14 protein-coding genes are annotated in these 21,266 nt (G+C 28.5%); all 14 read right to left on the bottom strand.

Annotated features, from left to right (window positions below; all coding sequences use genetic code 11):
- Window positions 1-5 precede the first annotated feature (5 nt).
- Entirely contained in the window at window positions 6-1,964 is a 1,959-nt protein-coding gene (locus ACKTTQ_RS14685) for a hypothetical protein (RefSeq protein ID WP_408049644.1), read from the bottom strand.
- Between the two features lie 103 nt (window positions 1,965-2,067).
- On the bottom strand, window positions 2,068-6,267 hold the full coding sequence (locus ACKTTQ_RS14680; protein WP_408049643.1) for a contractile injection system tape measure protein: 4,200 nt from the start codon (window positions 6,265-6,267) through the stop codon (window positions 2,068-2,070).
- Window positions 6,260-9,040, bottom strand: coding sequence for a hypothetical protein (locus tag ACKTTQ_RS14675; RefSeq protein WP_408049642.1), 2,781 nt, complete (start codon window positions 9,038-9,040; stop codon window positions 6,260-6,262). Before ACKTTQ_RS14675 ends, ACKTTQ_RS14680 begins: the two co-directional genes overlap by 8 nt.
- A complete protein-coding gene (locus tag ACKTTQ_RS14670) occupies window positions 9,040-13,614 on the bottom strand; it encodes a hypothetical protein (protein ID WP_408049641.1) in 4,575 nt (1,524 codons plus the stop codon). The genes ACKTTQ_RS14675 and ACKTTQ_RS14670 overlap by 1 nt, the downstream gene beginning before the upstream one ends.
- Before the next feature lie 3 nt (window positions 13,615-13,617).
- Window positions 13,618-14,049 carry a GPW/gp25 family protein gene (locus tag ACKTTQ_RS14665; RefSeq protein ID WP_408049640.1) on the bottom strand — a complete coding sequence of 144 codons (432 nt, stop codon included), beginning with the start codon at window positions 14,047-14,049 and terminating at the stop codon, window positions 13,618-13,620.
- A complete protein-coding gene (locus ACKTTQ_RS14660; protein ID WP_408049639.1) occupies window positions 14,042-14,344 on the bottom strand; it encodes a PAAR domain-containing protein in 303 nt (100 codons plus the stop codon). The genes ACKTTQ_RS14665 and ACKTTQ_RS14660 overlap by 8 nt, the downstream gene beginning before the upstream one ends.
- Before the next feature lie 13 nt (window positions 14,345-14,357).
- Entirely contained in the window at window positions 14,358-16,157 is a 1,800-nt protein-coding gene (gene vgrG, locus ACKTTQ_RS14655) for a type VI secretion system tip protein VgrG (RefSeq protein WP_408049638.1), read from the bottom strand.
- On the bottom strand, window positions 16,154-16,831 hold the full coding sequence (locus tag ACKTTQ_RS14650; RefSeq protein WP_408049637.1) for a CIS tube protein: 678 nt from the start codon (window positions 16,829-16,831) through the stop codon (window positions 16,154-16,156). The genes vgrG and ACKTTQ_RS14650 overlap by 4 nt, the downstream gene beginning before the upstream one ends.
- Window positions 16,832-16,836: 5 nt before the next feature.
- Window positions 16,837-17,004 carry a DUF5908 family protein gene (locus ACKTTQ_RS14645; protein ID WP_408049636.1) on the bottom strand — a complete coding sequence of 56 codons (168 nt, stop codon included), beginning with the start codon at window positions 17,002-17,004 and terminating at the stop codon, window positions 16,837-16,839.
- Window positions 17,005-17,073: 69 nt separating this feature from the next.
- On the bottom strand, window positions 17,074-17,547 hold the full coding sequence (locus ACKTTQ_RS14640) for a phage tail protein (RefSeq protein WP_408049635.1): 474 nt from the start codon (window positions 17,545-17,547) through the stop codon (window positions 17,074-17,076).
- The gene (locus ACKTTQ_RS14635; RefSeq protein WP_408049634.1) at window positions 17,540-18,004 is read right to left on the bottom strand and encodes a phage tail protein; all 465 of its coding nucleotides are present in this window, start codon (window positions 18,002-18,004) and stop codon (window positions 17,540-17,542) included. The genes ACKTTQ_RS14640 and ACKTTQ_RS14635 overlap by 8 nt, the downstream gene beginning before the upstream one ends.
- A 67-nt stretch (window positions 18,005-18,071) precedes the next feature.
- The gene (locus ACKTTQ_RS14630) at window positions 18,072-19,655 is read right to left on the bottom strand and encodes a phage tail sheath family protein (RefSeq protein ID WP_408049633.1); all 1,584 of its coding nucleotides are present in this window, start codon (window positions 19,653-19,655) and stop codon (window positions 18,072-18,074) included.
- Window positions 19,656-19,689: 34 nt separating this feature from the next.
- Window positions 19,690-20,517 carry a hypothetical protein gene (locus tag ACKTTQ_RS14625; RefSeq protein ID WP_408049632.1) on the bottom strand — a complete coding sequence of 276 codons (828 nt, stop codon included), beginning with the start codon at window positions 20,515-20,517 and terminating at the stop codon, window positions 19,690-19,692.
- Window positions 20,510-21,085, bottom strand: a complete 576-nt coding sequence (locus ACKTTQ_RS14620; protein ID WP_408049631.1) for a DUF4255 domain-containing protein — start codon at window positions 21,083-21,085, stop codon at window positions 20,510-20,512. The genes ACKTTQ_RS14625 and ACKTTQ_RS14620 overlap by 8 nt, the downstream gene beginning before the upstream one ends.
- Window positions 21,086-21,266 lie beyond the last annotated feature (181 nt).

Here is a 21,266-nt window from a genome sequence, read left to right as displayed (position 1 = left end):
ATATTTTATTTTTTTTTAATTGTATATTGAAATACTGATGTTTCTTGAATGTTTGATAGAGCTCCTATAAATTGAGCTTCTTCATCTTTCTTTTTTGGCATTGTCAATACAACCGGTATATAATCACTACCAGCTATTAAACTATTACCAAAACTATCTGTTGTTGTTACATTAATATCAAAAGTATACTTCTTTGAAGCAGCTGTAGGACCTGTTGCAATACCATAACTTTCTACTTCTAATCCTTTTGCAATTGTATAATTGAAGAAAAAACCTGGTTTTTTTAAGTCTTTTTCTAGTTTACTAATTTCTTCTTCAACTTTTTTAAGTTTATCTATTAACTCTTTTTTTTCTTTTTCTAAAGTTGCTAATATGGTATTCGTTGATTCTTCTTTTTCACTTCTTATTGAAATAGATATCTTTGATTTTATCTGTTCCAGTAATAGTTTTAGATCTTGTTTTTCTTTATTTTTTTTGTAATATTCATCTAATTCACTTGCTGCTTTTTCTAACTTTTCTAGTTCATTTACTGTTAATAATCCTTTTGTTAGGTTAGGGTTAAACAATAAGAATATACAACGGTATTCTACATTAAAATCAGTATTTTCTTTTGATGTAAAAGTCATTTTATTATTATCAACTGCTATTTTTTTTGCCGCAGTTAATCTGTTTTTTAAAGTAAAACATGCTGAAGGTACTGTTAAATAATCATCAAAAGTGTTAATTATTTTTTTGTAACCATTATCAAAAACAGCTAAAACAGATACGACATAGTTTTCTCCTATTTTAATATCAGCACCATTAACATCTCTTAAATATTTTTGTTTTGGACCTTTATTTTCTTTGTCTTTTTTTAATTCTGAAGCATCCTCTTCTATGTCAATTAATTCTGGTCGAATGCTAATTGTTTCTTCATATAAATAGTTTTTCTTTGGCTTTACTGGAAAAACACTTGGTATTTTTATATATAACTCTTTCTCTTTGTCTTCTGTAATTAATCCTTCGGCATCAGATAATGAGAAAAATTCTTTGTCTTTATTTTTTACTAAAAAAATGTAATAACTCTTTACAGGATATCCTTCTTCATTACTACCCGTACTAACACCTTTTTCTTTACTATCTTCAAACGGACTTTTATAGTTATTAAAACTTACTTTATAGTTTGTTGGTCTTCCTTCTTCTATTGGTATCGTTACTTTTAAGTCTAAGTTTAATTGTTTATTACTTAACTCATAAGCATTTTGAGTAGACTTATAAACAACTCCGGTGTCTTCAAGTGTTCCTTCAGCTTTTTTTTCTGCAGAATTTGCTGTAGCTAAAGCCTCTGTATCTGTCATTACAGCAGTTGAAGCTGTATTAAAATCAGTATTAACAACCTCTAATAAACCTTTTATTGACGTATCAGTTGATGTTGTTTTTTCTGCTAAACTTGAAACGGGTACTTCTGCTACATCTGCGGAAGCTTCCATACTTAATTGCGAGGTTTTTTCTGCTAAATATGCAGTTCCTTTTTTTATAGGAGAACTTCCATTCATTAAATCATTAGCATATTTACTTTGATCGTAAATTTCAGTGTCAAAGTCAGCTGCATTAACAATACTAAAAATACTTCCTACATCACTTGCTAACTTTAAAATAGCATTGGCTGCAATTTGAACATTTGCTGCTGCTACAGAAGTGTTTTTTACGGTTTCTGGTATAAATGTATTTGCTAAATTAACTGAAGATAAAACATTGGTAGATAAGTCACTATCTATAACCGCTTGCTCTAAAATTTCTTGTTGAAATTTATAATTATTATTTGCTATAATTAATTCTTCCGCAGCAGAAATACGAGCTCCTTCGGCATAGTATAACGAAAACATAGACGCATCTAAATTTGATTTCGATTTTTGTAATTTTAACTCTTGCTCACTTAGCGTTTCTAAAACGCTGGTGTGCAAATTTTCATTGTAAGAATTCATAAAAATTAGTTTTAATTATTATTTATTTTATCACTCCTGTGAGTGCATGGTTAGTTGTATTATTTATTTGGTTAACTCTACTTTTTAACATTTACTTTCCTTCTTAAAACGGCCACGTTACATGTAATGGTTTTACCATCCATGGCAATTTTATGATAGAAAAAGAAAAAGGTGATTTTATCATTAATACATCATAAGGTCTTTTTTCTACTGTTAAAGTCCAATGTTCTTCTTCTTCACTTAAAATACCATTACGTACCAACCAATTTCCTCTAAAACCATTTATTGATGTATTTCCTATTGCACTCCAATATCCTATTGCAGATTTTATTAATCCATTAATTAAGTTTTCATCTTCTTTTGAAATTTCTATACCTTCTTTTATAGGCTGGTGAAGTTCTATACCACATAACAACTTATTTAAGACTAGTAATGATTCTTCTGTTTCAGTCATCCCAGTAACTAGGTATTGTAAATAATGGACTGCGTCTAAGCGAGCTTCATTAGATATAAACTGTTTATTTTTAACTAAATCTAAACGCTCTAATAGCGTTAAAAAATAGCTATTTAACAGTACTATTCCTGCATTTGGAACTGCTACGCCTGCATTTAATAAACTTTCTTTTTGTAATTTCATGTTTTTGTGTTCTTGGTTACTTTTGTTCTTATTTGTTGATTCTTTTTCTTTAGTTAAGCTATCATATGTAATTTGCAATGAAAGTGGTAAATGATTTTTCACAGCTTCAAAAGCTTTAAAAAAACTGTTCTCTTCAATGTTTCTTTTAGCACTTATTTCCCATAACAATTCCTTCCAAATTGAAGAAACATGTATCAATTTCCAATTAGAACTCACCCAAGATCTAATCAATTTCTCGAATAGAATATTTTGAATCATTTCTGGAGTCATCCCTTTTAAAGAGATGTTTTTTATTGTTTTATAAAGTTTTTCAATTATTGTGAATTGATTTTTTTCTCCTGGATATAATTGACTTAAAACTTTAAAAAGTTGAGATATATGTATTTGTTTAGATAACTTTACGACTTGTGTATTAGAGATATTGTTTTTACGCAATACAGAAAGTATTTGTAAAGGATGTTCTTCTAAAATTTCACTTATTAATATTTTATTTGTTATACTTTTAGAATGTATAAACCATGAAGGTATTTTAAAATCTAACACTAATGATTCACATAAATTTTCTAGTTTTCCTTTCTTATAACACAGTTTCAATTCTTTAGAACTATCCCCTACTACACTATCATTATCAGTAATTAACAATTCAAAAGTGGTACTCTTTGTAATTAATATTTCTTTTAGAACTGCAGGAACAGTACTCTTTTCATTTTTAATATGATTTAAAACAGTTGCTGTATTTATAGTTGATAATTTAGAAAACTCATCTAATACAACATCAGTTAAGTATATTAACTCTTTAGTACGAACTGCTTTTGATTGAATGAACTTAATTGAATATTTCCAGAATTTATCTTCTACTTTTCCTATTAATGACTTACCTCCTATTTGACTTACTAATGTGTATAATGATTCTATTCCTCTTGAAATTAAATTTAATTTACTACTTAATTTATCTTTTGCTATAAGAGCTATAAATTGCTGAAAAGGAATTGCAGATTTCAATACATTAACTAGTTGTTTAGAAAATGATATTTTTTTTAATAAAACTCGAATTTCTTGAGGTGCCTCTTCTAATCCTAGATAAAATAATTCTTTAAAAGTGATTTGTTTTCCTTTAACTTTTATTTGATCCTTATTCTGCTCAATCCCTTCTTTTAGATACCCAATCAATTCTATTATAGAAATAGTATTTAATACTCTTTTAGGTTTCTCTATTTTAGAGTTTTTTGTATTAAATATAACTTTAGACTTAGTTCTTCTCTCCTTTTTAGGATCTTCAAAATAATAAGTCATTACCCTTTTTAAAAGTTCCTTAAACTTCGTTTTATTTCCTCTATAGTTTGAATACTCAGCTATACATTGCCAAAACCCATCAACAATTATTTTTTCAACTTCTACAGAAGTATATTTTTTAACTAAAAAATTATTTTTCTTAGCATATATATTAATAAACTCTTGTTGTAAACTGTATCCTTCAAATAATAAATAATTACTTATTATTTTTTCATTTTTAACAAATTCAGAAGTTCTAAATTTCTTCTCATGTACCAGTTTCCCTAAAATTTCAGCAACTTCATTTTGCTTGTTCTTATGTTGGTCAACATATTTAAGAATAGTATCTAACTCAGTAAGTTCAACATTTTCAGCTATAATATATTTTAACGCTTCATCTTCAAACTCTAAATTATTTTTCTTTTTGTTGTTTAATTTTTCAATTATATATTGAATATTTTTTTTATGATTTAATGTATTATCTCCTCTATTATCTACCTTAAACTTCACTAACAGTAAGCTTATAAATGATTTTAGATTTAGGTTTTTATTAAAAACTAATACACTAATGCCCTCAATTAATAATGAGTTTTTAAACCTCCTTAAAACTTCATCATTTTCTATTTTAGTATCACTAATAGTATCTATTATTATTTCCAGTTCTTTTATTAATTCATAATACTTAGGAAATACCTTTTTTAGTACTACTTTTTGTATTCTTTTTTCATTAAATATAGTTGGCACTATTTTTTGAATATATTGTTTGTCTTGAAATCTCACCAAAACATTCCAAACTTCTCTAGGGCTCTCTATAGTCCATAATCGAATTGTTTCATAATAATTTTCAAGAAGTACTGAATCTAGTTTTAATGAAGTATTCTTTAATTGATTGAGTATTATAAGTAATCGTTCTTTTGAAAAAAGAATTGATTTCTCTTTCATTTCTTCAGCATACAATTGTTTTAGATGCTTAAAAAAGCCTACAGTTTTTATACTTTTTTGAGAGCTTAGAACTTTAGCATAAACTACTTTTTCTAATACTTTTGTTTTTGATATTTTTTGAGAAATACTTATTTCTTTAAGTACAAAATCTATAAAAATTGTATTTGAATATATTTCAGTATCATGCTGTTTTAAAAACTGAAAACTTTTTCCTAGTATCCAATTTTCTTTAAGATTAAAATGCTTTTGTAGTTCAAGTTTCTTTATTGATGCTACTTGATTAAATATTTTTGTTGCTTTAACTGGTGATAATGTATGGAGAAGAATTTTAAGTGCTGATTCTTCTAGATCTTGACTTATAGACATCCAGGTTTGCACTTTATTTTCTATAGAGTTTACTCTATTTTTAAATTTTGAAGGTGATACAACTGATAAGCTTTCTATTAATTCTCCAAATCGTTTTTTTTGATATGTTGTAGTTCTATTTTTTGATGATTTAAAAAAGTATTGCAACAACTCCCAATTTTTCTCTAATTGTTTTTCACTTGAAAACTTTGTACTTAAAAGACTTGATTGTCTTTGTGATAAAATAGAAAGTATAAGAATAAAATTTGTTTTTACATACGAGTTTTCATGTACTTTATGTACTGCATCTTCTATCAATTTAAAGAGTTCACTATATTCAATATTAAAATGATTTGCCATTTGTTGAATATTACTTCTTACAAAATCAATTTTATTAAACATTGTACCACGTTCAACAAATAGATAGTTTAAAATCCAAAACCACAGATTTTTCTTAAAATCATGAATTCCAGTTTTAACAATTGTCTCTCGTTCTTGAATCTTAACAAATTCTTCTGAAAAATCTATAATATAATTAAGGTTACTTCTTTCTATACTCTCTATAATTCGTTTAATATTTGGTTCTTTTAATTGCCAAGCTATTCTACGTCTTACATATTCTTCTATTCCTATAGATTGAATCATTTCAATAACCTCATGTCTGTTATTAGACAATTGATTATCAACAACCTGATTAATAGTCCCCTTTATTTCTTGATAATCCCATGGCATAACACCTTGCAACAAAAAATATTTTAACATATTAAGGTGAGAATTCCCTTCTCTTAAAATCTCAATACTTTGCCCATGTTTATTAGGATACATAATTATATCACTAAGCAGAAGTTGAAGCTGTGCTCTTAATTTAATTCCTAAGTCTTCTGTTAAATTCTCGTAATTTATACTCCCTAAATCAAGTTCTAATGTTTTTATTTTTATTGTTTGTTCTTTTGGACATATACTATTAAAAACAGCATCAATTTCCCTAGGCATATGATGTTCGCTCCAGTGACTCAATTTATTTTGAAGTTCTATTCCATTTTCTTTTGCATCGAAAGTAGTATTCCAATAACATCGTGCTACGATATGGTTATTTTGATTAATCATAGCTATGCTCATTAAAATTAATAATTATTTCAACCAACTTTTGAGCATTCTGTGCTAAACCTAGTCCATGTAATGTTCCTTGTTTTTGATTAAATCGTAAACTATTATACCAGTTACTATAGGCTATAATTACATCCTTAAGATCCTTTCCTTCTTTATAAAAAATTTTATATTCTACCTGTACTGGTAATTCATTTTCTAAAAAATAATCTAACTTCCCTTCAAAACCAGGAGTTTTAAACCAGTTAGTGCCTTCAAAAAATTTGGGAAAAATAAAAACCAACGTATTATTAAGAAATGGATAAGCTATTTTTTTATATTTCCCTGCTCCACATGATATTTTAATAAACCATGAATATGAAGAGTCTTCAATGGTTTTAAAATTCTCTTTTTTATATTTCCCATCTCCTTTTATAAAAGAATACTTCTTTTTTACATTCTTGAAACCTTCATGTTTTTTAAGATCTTCTTCGATACGAATAATATCATCATAAGTAATTTTTTTAGTACTTCTCCAAAAAAACTCTCCTTCCGTTCCTTCGGAAATTATTATTTCATAATCTGCTGACTCTTTTAACAACTGGCTTTCAATGCATAAAAAACCTTTACGTTGTGTTATTAACCAATATGCAAGAGCATCATCATTCGTTATCAAATAATCTTGATAATATGTATTTAATACAAAAAGTAAATTTAATTTTAACTCAACTGCTGCATAATTAATAAAGTCTGAAGTAGTAATACGCTGTTCTTTATCGACTTTTAATGTATTAAAAATGAAATCTTTTTGATTTCCTTGAACCCATTTTTTTCTCTCTTCTTTTATTATTACTTTGATTAATTCTTCACAAAATCCTTCTTCTTTAACTACTGTATCTTTACAAAAGTCATCAATAATTTTATTTTCATTTTGTGCTGTTTTACAAAAATCCTTGCAAGTAATTTTTAATGGTGTTGCTCCTATAAAATTATATGCTTTAGTACGGTAATAAGACAGTAATCCTAAATTCTGTAAATACAAACTTTTAATAATTACTTTATCTTTTTGTGAATTTCCTGAATATACAGTTCCTTCAATAATAGTATCTATAACCACTGGAGACTCACCATGACGTGCCAATAAGTGATTTAAAATATTGTTTCTTCTATCAAGATTTACTTCTTCATCTTCCATAAAAGAAAGCAAACCCCATATATATGAATTGTAAGGATCACTTTTATAGTTTGCCCAACCATCATATATCTTTTTTTCAATTGGTTGAATTTCATAGCTAAATTCATGCTTTTTAAAATTTCTTAACAAAGGGCGTATATTAGGTACTTCTTTATACAATGATTGATAATAATAAGTAGGAGAAAAACATAAGTAAGGTGCTGGATATTTAGGATTTGATTTTTCGGAAATTGTTTCTAAACTGTAAAATTGCTGCTCATCTGTAGGGTCGCCAGTAACAGAATTAGCAAATGAAAACAAACCTCCTACATTTGCTAGTTGCATAAATTGATTTGTTAATACTTGATCAAATAATGTTAAATACCCTTTTAACTGTCTAGATTGCGCTATTTGAAAAGTTGTAGCATTAGAACTTACCCCTTCACTTCCTACGGCATAAGCATCTGGAAATGTATTTTGTATAGAGTAATACGTACTTATATCTCTATATTTTCCTTGAGGCACATTAGGAAACATTTTAGTTGTAGTAACCTTACTAATTTGTCCTATAGGCTGTTCTAATACTGATAATTCTTCTATTATAGCATTATTTATTCCTGCATTTAATGACATTCCATTACTATAAATTTGGAGTGTATTATTTTCTTTTTTTTCAAAATTGAACACTAAAATTTCTTCTGATTTTGAAATAACTTCAAAGTCATTTAGATTATTAAAAGAAACATCCGTGATTGATAATACTCCTTCAATAGATTGTATAACTTCTGTAATTTCATAAGCTTTAACCAGATTACGTTTAGCTTCCATATCTGCTTCTGCAATCCAACCGTTTTTGAGTTTGGGTCCATTAAAAACAGTATCTATAGTTTCACCTTCTATAATTAACTCTCTATATCCTGTTTGAATTAATTCAGGGAATACATAATTATTAATAGCATATTTAATAGCTACTAAAACAGTTGTTAAATCAAATCCATTTTCAATTTCTAATTGTCCGTGTACTATACAATTTTTATTAATTAAATAAGATGGATACAGAAACAATTCACCTAAGTTTCTACAAGAGTTTAGTACAAAAAAAGTGTTATCTAAAATAATAGTTGATTGCTTTTTTATACAAACTTCTTCTTCTCCATTTTTAACTTGTGTTATTTTAATTCTCTTGTCTTTATCTATCTTAGGATCAATTAATACTTCCACCATATACACACCATCAAATAACAAAGAATCACTTGTTATAGGAATAATTTGTACATTAATAACCTCTTTAACATTATCTACCACATACTTTCTGAAATCTTCAATAGTTATTGGAGATGTAGTTAATATGTCTTCTGGTAAGTAAAATTGGTTATTAAGCTCTAACTGCCCTTCTTTATTGGTTAGAATGTCTTTTATTGGAAAATTATTACAGTATCCCAGTTCAGTAAATGCTAAACATAATTGATCAAGAATCGTCACCCCTGGATCACTCGGATTTAAATTAGTCCATGTACTATCATTATTCCTTTGAATATAAGACAGTGCTTTGTCTTTAAGTTCCTCATAGTTAAGCTCTATAGGTAATGTTGTATTTTCTATATAATTTAATTCTTCCATTACCCTAAATATTTTATTGTATTATTATTTAGACAAGGAACTGAATAAGTATCTGGAGTAGGTCCAAAATAATTATTTAGAGCAGGAACTAATAAAACTGAAGGTTTAAGATCAGATGGTTTTATAGATTGAAAAGGTCCACAATAGGTTATTTCTCTAGTATTTTCGTTTTTTTTACCTAAATAAAGTTTTAAAAACTCAATACTTTTAATGCTCTTATAACTTTTTATAAATTCTGAAATTTGAGTTACGCTTACCCCTGTATCTATTTGAATTTGTGCTTGTAAAGTTTTAATCCATGGAGATAAATAAATAGTAATTCCTTCATTTATATCTTTAAGTACACCATCTCGTTTATATCCTTTAGCTATTTTTATTTCTCCTATAACTTTAACATAAGTCATATTAAAATTATTCACTTCGATATTTGCGAAACTTGAAGCTCTTTTTATAAGATAACTTTTCACTTGTTGTTTTAAACATTCATCAATGACTGGTAAAAAAGCATTCGAATCTTTCCAACTTTCTTTTTTTTGAACTACATATACTTCTGTTTTTTTTGACTTTCTATTATAAAATATTTTTGCGTAATATATTTCTGTAAATGTTTCTGTAATAACTCTATAATAATCTTGACTCGTTACTACTCTATCCTTCGTTTTTAAACGTATACTCACTCGTTTATTCATATCCCTTTCTGTTTCGGCTGCTCTTCCTCCAAAAGAAGAAAAAGGCTGGATAACAGTTGCTATTTCTGGAATAGCTTCATAAGGACTTTCAATAATATTTGCCTTAATTTGGGGTTTTATAGGTGATGTTTTGAAAGTAACACCTGTTCTTTGTAGTTTAAAACCATTTGTTTTTAAAAAAGTAGTTTGTGCATACCAATCTGGATTATTGTTTACACTTATAGAAATCCAATATTTATCATTTGGCATTGTATAATGAATACTTGTAATTTCAGCTGGCACATTAAAAGTTATAAACCCTGAGCAACTAAAACCATTTGTAGTATCTGATATCACTGATAATTTTTGCCATCCTTTTTCTCCTAAAAACTCGTAGGTGATTTCATTTTTCTCCTTTTTTGTAGTAGTATAATCTTGACCTAGTTCAAAATAAAAACTTAGTTCTGCTGGTGCTATAACCTCTTCTAATCCTAAAAACAATTGTCCTTTTCCTTCATATTTTGGTAAAATTGCAGGAAATCCATTATTTATTTTTTCATTCTTACTTATTGTTAAAGAACTGTCATAAACTTTATAATTTTTAAATGCTGTATAATAAAAACATTCAACAGGATAACTATCAATTTCTAAGCTTTCAAAAGTACCTGTATCACTATTATATTCATAAGTACAACTACTAGTATAATTACCTTTAAAAAAGCTAACGATTGGTATAAAGGGTTCGTTTGCAGGTTCAGCTAACAAATAATCTTTATCTTTATTAATAATTAATGCTAAGAGTTCTGCATTATACATTGCAATAGCACTTACTACTTTTGGATACAACAAAGAGCCAAAACCTTCCTTTGGGTTATTTAATTGCATTTTTATAAAACCGGTAGATGTTGATTCTGTATATTCTAATGGGTTATTTTGAATACTAGGGTCTATATTTTGTTGTGATGCAAAAATTTCAGAGGAACCAAAAACACTCTCATTAAACATTTTTTTATAAGTAGTACCTATAAACTCTTCTTTGCTTGTATTATTTTCTAGTATTTCAAAAAAGAATGATGAGTAGTGTGTGTATAAAACAGTTGTTAATTGCAACTCATCAGCTATTCTTATAGTTCCAGAAACTGCTATTTTAATACTCTCATCTAATTTATTTTCATAAGAAATAGATCCTTTAAAAAACACATCTTTAACTGTATTTATCTGGGTCTGATTCCATTTAAATAAATCAGTAATTTTTATTCCTTTTTTAACTGTAATTAAATCCCCAACATTTTTTTCAAAAGCATCTTTTAATAACAAATCTTTATCAAAGGTTAACAAATCACATACTTTTAATTGTGAGTCAATTTGTAATTCATCACTTATATTTAAATCAAACTGGATCGATTTTTTTTTATAAGAAATTGTTTGATGATTCTTTAAATGATCTTCTATTTTTAAAAAGTTTTTAATCTTAAGTTGACTAGTTATTAAAAGGAATTCTTTTACTTTTAAGTACTGATTAATTTCAAAAACATCACTAAATTTTATGATTGATTCATTTTCGAATAAATACGTTATATCTATATTTTTTATTTTTATAATATCACTAATTTCAGCTCTCGATTCTATTTGAAATAATCCTTCTATTTCTAAATAATCTTTTATTTCTAAACCATTCCCTAAGCTTAAATCAATAAAAACACGTAAGCTATCTTGTAACCTTAAGTAACTTTCAATTTTTAGCTGATTTTTAATACAAATGAATTCTGATAATTCCTTTTTTTCAAAAGTTATTACTTCTGGTATTCCTTGGAATAAACAATTAGAATAAACTTCTTTATCTTCTTTGTTCTGAAAAAAAAGATTTTGTAATCCTAACAACATATTCATGTTTATAGGGAGCCATAATTTATTTTGAAGTAATTGAAAATCTACTGTAAAAGCCTTATCGTTAAAAACCTCTTTTTCTAAAATCACATCAGGTTCTTCTTCTTTTACTTCTTTAAATAGGTGTTTAAAAAAGAAAACTATCTTATTAATAATTGACAATTCTTTTTCAAGCTCAGGAGATAAATAGCCACCACTTAAATAGTTATTATACTGATAATAATAATCGTAAAAATTTTCTGGCAGATTATTCCAATCCATTTGCATTGAAAATTTTCTTACTGGTTTACTAAATACCTCAGCGCTTCCAATTATAAAATTCTGATTTTTTTCTGGGGTTGGTCCTAATGGTTGAAATGGATTTTCTACTTCTAATAGACCAAAGTCATTATATAACTGAAAAGTTTGTAATTCTGTTACTGCTACATTTATTGTTAATGATGCGATATTTAAAGGAGTAGCTAAATCAGTAAATTTAGAATAGCTCATTTTAAACATAGGCCAAGATGCTTTTATTCCATCTGGATTTTCAAGAAAAGAAACTATAGCAGGAGCTGTTTTCTCTAAATTGATTACAAAATGAATGTTATAATCATCTTTTTTTATAATTTTTAAACCCTTTTTTGTTTTTGGTATTTGATACCATTCTTCTTCTGTACTTAAATAATAATCTCCTTGATTAAAAAAATTTATGTCAGCTATCTTTTCAGAAAAAGTAAAACATAACCTTAATACTCTGCTTCCCTCTCTTAAAAACAACATTGGAGAAGCTATAGCAAAACCTAATTCAACTTTCTTACCGTCATTTGAGTTTTGAGACCCAAAGGTTTTCCATTGTTTAATTTTTCCGTTTTCATCTTCCTGTACAGTAGTTACTTCTTTTTCTTTTTTTAAATATAATTTTGAGAAAAATTCAGTTTCTGATCCCTGTGATAACGTGTATGTATCTGTTATTAAAGCTGGATTTAACGAAACATTATTTATCGTTTTATATAAAACAGGTGATTTATCAATATATTGACCTCCATTAAATAATGTTCCTTTTTCTAACTCAAAAGTTGATGTTAGTTCAGACAAGTCTGTACATACAAAAACTGAATCTGGTGTTGCCTCTTGTTTTTTTTGCTTTAAAATATCCTTGTAATAAAATCCTAAATGCTTTTTAGATATCCCATTCAATTGATCTTTATAAATTTTCATCAATTTCGTGAATGTATGTAGTAACAGTGTATCTGGAAATATATCTTTTTGTTTCTTTAAACTTTCAAATTCAACTGGTGCATATTCAATGATACTATTAAAAAATGAGAACACTATTTCTCCTGTATTTTTTAAAGACTTATAAAAATCACAATCAGTATTTTCAATTAATGGATGTTTAAGATTCAACAATTCCCAATAGGGAACTTTACCATTACTTTGCTTCCAAATTACCTGATTATATGATTTATAAACATATTGATTTACAGAAGATATTCCTTCTATCTGCTTATTTATATGCAACTTCTCTTTTAACCATAAAAGTGCCCACAAAAACTGACTATACTTTTCTTTTATTTCTTTTATTACATAGGTCTTTAAATTGTATTCTAATGATGACTCTACCATAAAATGAGTCCACTGCTCTAACAGGTGAAAAACACGAATCAATTGATTAAATAATTGATTTATAGAATTTGTTATGGTACTACTCTGTTTGTTCTTTGAAGTTTTAATGCCTTCAGTTTTCTTACAACCTAAAACCTCTTCTAACCTAAGGCATGTTTGTATAAACAAAGAGTGCATCTTTTTAAAAGGAGTCTTAGCTATTGAAGCTATTAGAAATACAGGATCTTTTAATAGAAAAGGAGCCCAATTCCCATTAATAATATTATTCTTGTCATAAAAATTAATTAAAGATGCAAAATCAACCAAAAAACTTAAATCGTCTTTTTCAGTTCGACTATCAATCAAACGAGAATGATTTTCTAGATTAAATTCTAGAGAAGTAAGTATTTTATTTTGATCTAATCTATTCATAAACTATCTACCTATGTTCGTTCCTTCTTTTAAATAAAAAGGATACACATAATTATGTCTTGTATTTGTTTGGTTATACTCATAATCAATTGTTACTTCTACTAAGCCATTTTCAATATCTACATATTCAACCTCAACATTCAATACACTTATTCTTGGCTCATTAGATAATAGACTAGAGGTTATTACATCTTTTATTTCCGACTTAAGTGTTTCATTCATTTCTTGAAAAAAGAATTGTTGTAGCCCAGAGCCAAACTGAGGATTCATAGGTCGCTCTCCAAAATTCGTTTGCATTATTACATCTATCGAATCTTTTATATTATTCTCATATTTAGTAACCACTAATTCATGATTTCCTACAGAAAATGTAACTGGGAATGACCACCCAGAACCTAAAAATTCTTTTTTTTTATTTTTACGTAAACTACCCACCAATCATTACATTAAATGCACCTAAAACTATTTTCCCTCCATGTGCCGTTGAATCTCCCACTCTAGCTGCTGGCATTCCTCCTATTTTTACAGTAGCAGAGCCTTTAATAATAGTATCTGGTGGCCCTACACACACTAACATGTCACCTACTTTTGCTGCAGGTAGTTTCCCTATTAATACATTGGGTTGTCCCGGGCCTATTATAGGGCCTCCTACATGAGGAATAGGTGCTGGAACTGCTGGTGTTTGCATTGGGCATTGATGAAAATCTGTTAATCTTGCTGCTGGTGGCATATCTATATATATTTTAATTAATCATTACCATAGCTCCTTTTATGGTCGTTTGTGCTCCTCCTGTAAGTTCAGCTTGAGCATTCCCCTTAGCAGAGAGCTTTACATTTGCTGTTTGATTTATATTGGTTCCTATAATAGTTACATCTCCTGGTGAGCTATCTATTATTACTCCTTGTTTACCTTTAAGTGTTAACTTTTGATTAGCTTCTATGTTTATATTTTTAGCACTTTTTATAGTAATTCCACTAGAAGACATAACAATACTATTATTGTTTTCATCTTTAATCGTTATTTCTTTACTCTTGTCATCAAAAATCGCAGTGTTTTTATTGGGAGTTTCAATAGTAAACTTATTGTTTTCATCATCAAATTCTATAAAAATTCCATGTTTGGAAACAATTGCTTTTTTTGTGTTTTTTTTGTCTGGGGTAAGCCCTTTAAAAGGTTTGTTCTTTGTGCTACTATATAAACTTCCTAATATAATTGGATAACGAGGGTCTTCATTTAAAAATCCAACTACTACCTCATCTCCTACTTCAGGTAAAAAAAACGCTCCTGCTCCTGATGTGGAATAAAAATTTGCTAATCGTGCCCATATTCCCTGTCCTTTAGGATCAAATAATGGAATATCTATTAATATTCGAAATTGATTATCAGGGTCTTCATACATTTTTTTAACCGTAGCATTAAAAAGCCCTTGCACTCCCGGTAGTAAACCTGAGGCAGGAGGAGCCATTACATCTGGTTCTTCTGTAAACCATATAGGTGAAAGCCCTACAGACACCTCTGTTACCCAATTTCCATCAGCAACTGTATGAATTACGTTAGCAATAAAATGATCTCCATTAAATCGATCTCCTAAACCTTCCAATGTTATATACTTTCCTGGATTTACTTTATTACTTCCTTGGAACTTAACCTCTCCTCTAATTTTAGAAAACTCACTTTTAATTAAAGTTGCTTTTGACCAATTTGTTAAATCAGCACCTTCTAAAGGAGCAGTACTTTGTACCTGAAAATCTTTTAACCCTACTACTTCTGATAGTTTTTTACTTGATAAATTACCTGCTCCTGCATAATTATTGTTTGCTGAACCTGTTGTAATTTTTTGAGTTGGAAATCCCCATGAACTTCCTTTTACAGAACCTAATTGTGTAATAGCATCTAAATCTGCATTAAACTCTAATAAATTATCTCCATACGTAATCTCTAATACCGATTTTTTATCTTTATCTGGAGGGAAAACAGCTACTTTACCGTTGAGTGTTGTGATCACCATTCCATTAATTTCTGCTCTAGCCATAATAAAATCCCAGTCAGTAGTATAATATTGTACTTGCTCTGGCCATTTTGTTTTAGTTGCTGTTACGTCTGCAGACACCCCTTTATAGGTACCTATAATAGAAGAAATGATATCGCTATCTGTTTTCTTTGCATACGTAAGGCTTTTACGACCTACAATCATACGTATAGCCTCATCTCTACATTCTACTTCTAAAGTTGGACCTGAAGCTCCATGAATTCTAATGTTCTGTTTTGTTATAATTCCTTCAAAAATTAATTCATTTACAGATTCATACCCTGCTTCAATTCGTACTTTATTCCCTGGTACAAATGTTTTTGATGAACTTGCAGTAAAACCTTCTGTAGCTGGATTTCCGTCAATAATTACAATAGTTGCTTTTGATATTCTATTTACAGATTTCTCTACAACAACACGTTGTATTTCAATTACATCAGGAATAATATCTCCATCTACTTTTATATCAAATGTTACTAATCCTCCACTTTTTATTTCTGTTATTCCACTCATGATTCTGTAGGTTTAATAATAGGAGGAAAAATTAATTCTTGTCCTCCTTTAAGGTTCCTAAACTTATTAAGATTATTGTACTCAGCTACTTGTATGTAATGATTTGGTGAATTCCATGTTTTAGTACATAATTGTGGTAGCGTTTCTCCTTCTACTACTTCTATTAAATGAGTTATATCTGGAGATTCTTTTTTTTCTTCTTTGCTTTTCTTTTTAGGAGAAATATATTCCCCAAAGCTTAATGAAATTTTTGCTCTCAGTGGGCTTCCATCAGGTCTAAAAAGTGTATAATTTGTATTAAATGATTTTAAAACACTTTTAAAAGACAAATTATTTCCCCATTGAATTTTCACATAATTTGGGCGATGAATCTTACCATTATATGTGTAAATAATATCTTCTAAATTTTTTATTTCTTTAGCCATATCTATCCGTTTAGAAAACACTATTCCTGTACAGTCAATAGTTATTTCAAAACTTAATTCATCACTTGGGGTACTTTTATATTTTTGTGATGGTGTACTAGAATCTATAGGTTGTTGTTCATTATATTGAATTTTACGATTCCATTTAATTGAGTTAGGATTAATCATTACCTTATAAGGTTCTCCTGGTATTGGGTTATTAAAATCTCCATCTGAATAGCCTGTTATTTTCATAAATTCTAACCCCATAATTTCTATCTTCTATAACTAGTTCTTTTTATTTCTTCAGAAAGCATTCGTTTACACATTTCTACTAATTCCTCCTTCAATAAGTATACTTCATTATCATTCAATGAAGACCTTTTATCTACTTCTGTTTTTATTTCTGTTTTAATAATTAATTCTCTAATTTCTACAGGCATATATTAGTTTACTTTGTTTAGTACAGGTTTTTATAAAAATCTCTTTTAACTTCTATCTAATTTTATTTCTTATGATGTTGTAAAATAGGTATATGCAAGCTCTATAGTATCTATTAAAATTTCACTTTCTTGAGATTTAAGATCAGAAATTGAATACTTTATAGGATAAGATTTATAAAAATTCCACTTCATTGAAACTTGTCCTTTACTATTTAAGAGGTTTACTGATACTGTTTTTATTTGTATTGGCTTTGCTAATCCTCCATCTATAGTATCTATACACCATTTGGTTAATTCATCTCCTTTAACAACTACTCCTCTTTTAAGTACTAGATTTTTAGTTACAGAAACAGCTGGAAGGCGGTACTTATACCTGTTTTCCCCTCCACCTGCTATTTCTTCTACAGTTTGTTCTTTAGACAAACCTGATACTTGTTGAAATTCTATACCTTCACCACCGTTAAATGAAACAGAAAAATAAAAGCCTACAGGATATTTACCTACTACATTTTCATCCTTAGCCTTTTTATTTTTTTTAGCCATTTGTTATAATTAGTTGTTCATGTGCTATTTCAAGAGTATCAACTGCTACCTCATTACCATCTGATTTTAAATCTGTACTTGTAATTTTAGTTGGCCAAGCATTATTAAGCTGCCATTGCATAGTTACTTCACCCTCCTCATCTAACAGTTTTATTAATACCGTTCTACGTTTAATGGTATTCATTGTTATCTCTTCATGCCAATCCCAAAAAGTATTATCATTTACAAAAACTCCTCTTTTCATTGTTATGTTACCATACTTAGCTATTCCAGGCATTTTTATTGTAGAGAATAAAGGACTATTACTTGCTCGATATTCTATAATTTGATTTTCTACGTCCATTCCAGAAACTTCCTGAAATGCAACTCCTGTTAATTCAGTTCCTAAATCTACTTCAAATCGGAACTTTGGCATGGGCCATGTTGAGCCTTCTACACTACCGTCATCTGTTGCCATAATATTATTATTTTAATGGTTAGTTTTATATTGGTTATTTATTGTTTACAAATGTTTAAAACTTCAATTAACTAGAAGTTGCCATTTGTTGTTGGAATGTAAGTACTATGAATTCTGCTGGTCTTACAATAGCAACTTTAACAGTTACATTCATAAACCCATTTAAGATATCTTCAGAAGTCATTGTTGAGCCTAATCCGCATTCTACAGAAAAAGCATCTGCTGCACTAGCTCCTTGTAAACCTCCTTGTTTCCATATATCATTTAAAAAACTACCAATCATAGCTTTTACTGACTCCCATGTATTTTTGGTATTTGGCGCAAATACATAAGCATTAGCTGCTAGTTTACTTGATTGCTCTAAAAAGGTCATAGTTCTTCTTACAGAAAGATATCTCCAATCTTGACTGTTCCCATCCAATGTTCTAGCACCCCATATTAAGATACCTAAGCCGTTAAAAAAACGAATTGCATTAATTGATTTTCCTGAAATAGCATCAACATTTAAGTCTCCTTGCTGTGCTCCTGTTAATTTAATTGGTAAACTTATTACGTCTCCCATTGATGTGTTAGCTGGAGATTCCCATGGCCCTACTTGATTATCTGTAACTGTTATTACTCCTGCCATTCCTCCACTTGGAGGTAATACATTCGCATTTTGTAATACTGCTGCTATAATAGTACCGTATGTTGGACTTGCCGTTAATAATGAATTATTATACTGACTTACAGTTAATGCTTCTCCTCCTGGAGGGTTTTGAATATTTGCTATTATTGTATCTACAGTAGCATTTGGATTATCTGGTGGACTTAAAAGAGGTTGTAACTGAGTTACATCTCCTCCAAATAAATTTGTGTAATCTATATCAGAAGTTTGCATTACGGTTGTACCTACAAAAGGATAATACGCAGTTCCAAAATCTAAACCATTAGAACCTGTTCCATTTCTAAAAGCATCAATATCATCCATGTAATTTAATGGATTTGGATCATTTCCTCCTATGATATCAAAAATACTTACCGAAGTTTGCATGCTTGATGACTGCAATAACATTGCTTTCATTAAAGATGAATTATTATCTACAGAAAGTAATGTTGCTTCAGGACAGATATACATAGTAGGTTCTTGCTCTTGCTCTAATAACGCTAACCCGTCTGTTAATTGATTTAATTGCACATTAGGATTTACTACTTGATCTCCTAATGTTGCTGGCGATCCTGAAGGTTCTCCATAAGGACCTACTGAAACGATGTAAGCATCTCCTCCTCCGTTATCATAAAATAATTTTATACTATTGTATAAATAGTAAATCGTATTAGGATCTGGTAAAATTGAATAAAATGTAGTTCCTATCATTATATAATCACCTGTAGTAGGTTGACTATCTTGGGCTACTAAATAATATTCAGGATCGTATTGTTTTGCTGGATCAGCTGGTGCTGGTGGATCTGGTAAACAAAAAATAGCTTGAAAATCTGTGAATGACGTAATTTTCCTTGGAACATTAGTGTACGATTTCCCTTCGTACATTGCTTGTGGTGTATACCCTATAAATGCAGGAACTGCAGTAGCAACGGGTACTACTGAATTTCCAAAAGCATTTACCTCATTGATATAAACTCCTGGAGTTTTAATGGTTGATAAATTCATAAAACATTTTTATTATATTTATTTTTAGTTAATTTTATACATATACATACATTAAAGAAACTACTATAGTTTCTGTATGATTTGTATCTATTTTAATTATATTAGGGTTGGGGTTAGGCAGCCCTTTGAATAATATTTTATTTCGATTCACTCCATTTTTTTTAATAGTACTTATTAAATCAAAATTATATTTAGGTATTTCCGAAAGAGGTAATAATTGTTTTTCTGAAGAAAATAACTGTGCTTTTTCTCCATTTTGAAGTGTAACCTCTATTGGCCCCTCAAACTCAACTTCTGATTTACACTTTATAGATAAATCTCCTAAATTTTGATTTGTATTATTTAGTATAAAATATTTCCATTGAGTATCTCTTGCGGTAAATTCAATTTTATAAATAGGTGAATTCTTATTTTCATCTGACTTTATTAAATCTTGAAACTTTACTGATAATCTAAATAGTTTATTTACTTCTATTGTTGGTGTAAACTCAGGTTTTAACACCTTTACAGTTGTATAAGAAACTACTTCATTTGAAGAACTATTATAGTTAATAACACCTATTTGGTTTATAGGTAAATCTGTGAATTGATAAAATTGAGAATCAACAGTAATAGCATTAAAATTAAATGACTCTTCACCTGTTACTTTTGTGATATAATTCAAAAAACTTGTTATCGACTTTTTAGTATCAGTATAAAAATCAAATCCTTTAGTTGTTAGGTTTAATTTTAAAGAAAATCTCTTAATAATACTTTCTGTACTTTTTGTTGGATTATAAAACAGTCCTTTACATATATCGTTTATGTAATAAGTATGCATTACCTCAAGACTGAACATTTTATGAAAACGATCTCTAATCATCCTTTATTCTATTAGAGGTTGCCGTAATTCCTGTCTCAAATCCTTTAATTTCATCAGAAGTTATACTTATTAACTTCATTTTATAAATTACGCTTGGCTGATATTTAGCTCCTAAAGCGCTCCACAAATTGTGCATTTGTAAATAACCATCTCCTTTTTCAAACTCAAACTCTAAGCGAGTAATGCCTTTAGGTATAGTTGAGGACGTATTTGCATCTAATGCTCCGTTTATTTGAAAAAATTGTATAGATGCATTTAAAAATTTTAATGTTTCATTATACTCTTCAAAGTTTGGAGATATTAATAAATATAAATTGTAGCGTTCATTTATTGGTTTATTTTCATAGTTACCATTATTTATTTGTCTACTTCTACTATAAAAAGGCTTTACTGTTTCTTGTTCTACATGAATTAAAGTAATAATTACTTTATTTTGATTCTCTATAGGAACAGTTCCGTTTTGATCTATAATTTTATTGGTTACAACAACATCGTCACTTAATCCGAATTTGTTTTTTAAATACTGATTTAAAGTTCTGTTTGTAAATTGTAATGCTTTTAAAATCATTATAAATAGTAGTTACAGTTTGGCTATTCCAAAATTAACTACTTCACTTAAAGCTTCCTAAAAATGACAGTCTACAAATCATAGACATATTTTTTACATTATTTTTAATCGTATACAAAACATAGACATCTTATATTCTGTGTGCTTTTAGTATAAAAAAAGAGTGACCTATACAGACCAC

The organism is Tenacibaculum halocynthiae (assembly GCF_964512825.1).
Lineage (GTDB): Bacteria > Bacteroidota > Bacteroidia > Flavobacteriales > Flavobacteriaceae > Polaribacter > Polaribacter halocynthiae.
The sequence above is the reverse complement of the archived record's forward strand: the minus strand, read 5'-3'. Positions and strand labels throughout refer to the sequence as shown.